Annotated in this window: 3 protein-coding genes; all 3 read right to left on the reverse strand. The window is 38.6% G+C overall.

Features of this window, described 5'->3' with window-relative positions:
- A partial coding sequence (gene atpA / locus AC1DND_RS24865) for a F0F1 ATP synthase subunit alpha (protein WP_477585234.1) occupies positions 1 to 1,540 on the reverse strand: 1,540 nt, incomplete at its 3' end.
- A 136-nt stretch (positions 1,541 to 1,676) separates the two neighbouring features.
- On the reverse strand, positions 1,677 to 2,216 hold the full coding sequence (atpH, locus tag AC1DND_RS24870) for an ATP synthase F1 subunit delta (RefSeq protein WP_477585235.1): 540 nt from the start codon (positions 2,214 to 2,216) through the stop codon (positions 1,677 to 1,679).
- 60 nt (positions 2,217 to 2,276) lie between these two features.
- A partial coding sequence (atpF, locus tag AC1DND_RS24875) for a F0F1 ATP synthase subunit B (RefSeq protein ID WP_477585236.1) occupies positions 2,277 to 2,759 on the reverse strand: 483 nt, incomplete at its 5' end.

Genomic DNA, 2,759 nt, shown 5'->3' on the forward strand with positions numbered 1-2,759 from the left:
CTAAAACACCTGTAATGGTATCGTCAAATTTACCAGCTTTTAATGCCGCTAAAGTTTCTGGATGACGTAATTCCAATTGCGTTAAATATTCAGTTTCGAATTCTTTTACTTTATCAACCGGTACGCTACGCATTAAGTTTTTAGTACCTGCATAAACAATAGCTACTTGTTTTTCAACTGTAAAAGGTGTAAACTGAGCTTGTTTTAACATTTGTACGTTACGTGCACCTTTATCTAAAACCGATTTCGTTGCAGCATCTAAATCAGAACCGAATTTAGAGAAAGCCTCTAACTCGCGGTATTGAGCCTGATCTAATTTTAAAGTACCTGCTACTTTTTTCATCGATTTGATTTGCGCATTACCACCCACACGTGATACCGAAATACCTACGTTAATTGCCGGACGGATACCTGAGTTGAACAAGTTCGACTCTAAGAAAATCTGACCATCAGTAATCGAAATTACGTTGGTTGGGATATATGCTGATACGTCACCTGCCTGAGTTTCGATAATCGGTAAAGCTGTTAATGAACCACCACCTTTAACAATATGTTTAATCGATTCAGGTAAATCGTTCATCGCTTTTGCGATATCATCGTTAGAGTTGATTTTCGCAGCTCTTTCTAATAAACGACTGTGTAAGTAGAAAACGTCACCTGGATAAGCTTCACGGCCCGGTGGACGACGAAGTAATAAAGATACCTCACGGTAAGCTACAGCCTGTTTAGATAAATCATCATAAACGATTAAAGCTGGTCTGCCTGTATCGCGGAAAAACTCACCAATTGCAGCACCTGCAAACGGTGCATAGAACTGCATTGGAGCAGGATCTGCAGCCGAAGCAGCAACAACAACTGTATATGGTAAAGCGCCGTTTTCTTCCAATGTACGTACAATGTTAGCTACAGTAGAGTTTTTCTGACCGATAGCAACATAAATACAGAACACAGGCTGGCCTGCTTCATAAAATTCTTTTTGGTTGATAATAGTATCGATACAAACGGCAGTTTTACCAATCTGACGGTCGCCAATAACCAACTCACGTTGACCACGACCGATTGGAATCATTGCATCAATTGCTTTAATACCAGTTTGTAAAGGCTCATTTACCGGCTGACGATAAATTACACCTGGTGCTTTACGCTCTAAAGGCATTTCGTAAGTTTCACCTAAGATTGGACCTTTACCATCTAAAGGCTCACCTAAAGTGTTCACTACGCGGCCAAGCATACCTTCACCAACTTTAATAGAGGCAATTTTTTTGGTACGTTTAATCGTATCACCTTCTTTGATCTCGTCTGAAGCACCTAAAAGTACCACACCAACGTTATCTTCTTCAAGGTTTAATACGATACCTTGTAGGCCGTTTGCAAATTCAACTAATTCTCCCGATTGAACTTTAGTTAAACCGTAAACACGGGCAATACCGTCGCCCACTTGCAACACGGTACCAACTTCTTCCAGTTCGGTTTCTGATTTGAAGCCCGCCAATTGCTGTCTGATAATTGCCGATACTTCGTCTGGTCTTACCTCTACCATAATTTTAATTATATCTTTTTGTAAATGTTTTTGCTTGGCGCATGGCGCTTGGCATTTATTTGCCATCCGCTTACGCAATTCTATTTTTTTGGCGTTTGGCGCATGGCGTTTTCCGCTACACGCTTATCGCCCTACGCTATTGCGCAAATTCCTTTTTCAGTTTACTTAAACCGCTGGCAATACTTGCATCAAATTGCTTATCGCCTACTTTTAATATAAAACCACCAATTAGTTTTTCGTTAATTTTTTCGTTAACAATAACCTGGTTAGCTTTTAATTCTCTTTTTACAATTTCAATAATCTGCTCTTTAGCTGCAGGGCTTAAAGCACTTGCAGTAGTTACATCAGCAGTCACAATACCTTTAATTAGGTTATATTGTTGTATAAACTGTTTTGCTGTAGCAAATAAAATCGCCGAGCGGCCTTTGCTTACAACAATCTTGAAAAACGAGATGGTTAGTTTACTTACTTTATCAGCAAAAATACCGTTCAAAATACCCGTCTTTTTATCTAAAGGTACAATCGGGTTTTTTAATATTGCTTCTAGTTCAGGGGTTTCATCAACCACTTGCTCAAACAAAACCATATCATTATAAGAAACCTCTAACGCGTTGTTTTCAACGGCTAGGTCTATTAATGATTTGGCGTATCTGCTTGCAACTTTAATTTCTGACATATCTTTTGGGTTGGCGTTTAGCGGTTAGCGTTTAGTACGCTATCGCTTTACGCAATACGCTTAGTTTAATTCAACGTCTTTTAACAAGTTAGCTACTAAAGTTTCTTGTTTTGCTTTATCATCCAATTGGGTACGTAAAACACGTTCTGCAATTTCTAATGATAATGAAGAAACCTGGTCTTTAACTTCAGCTAAAGCTGCTTTCTTTTGGTTCTCGATTTCGATTTTAGCTTTCTCGATCAGTTTAGCACCTTCAACCTGGGCTTGTTTTTTAGCTTCGTTTAAAATACCATCCTTTAAAGTTTTAGCTTCCTTTAAAATCTCATCACGTTCTGCACGAGCTTGTTGCATCAAATCTTGATTTTGGCTGGTTAAACGAGCCATTTCTTGTTTGGCTAATTCAGCTTTGTTAAGTGCCTCATCAATGCTTTGCTCACGTTCGTGAATAGCACCTAAAATAGGTTTCCATGCAAATTTTCTAAGTAATATCAATAAGCAGATGAACGATATTCCAGTCCAAAAAATTAATCCTATGCTTGGGGT

The sequence above is a fragment of the Pedobacter sp. 01N416 genome, assembly GCF_056399685.1.

What these genes read in the sequence shown, in the direction of transcription:
- atpH (WP_477585235.1), bottom strand. Translation starts at nt 2,216, where the DNA reads ATGTCAGAAATTAAAGTTGCAAGCAGATACGCCAAATCATTAATAGAC.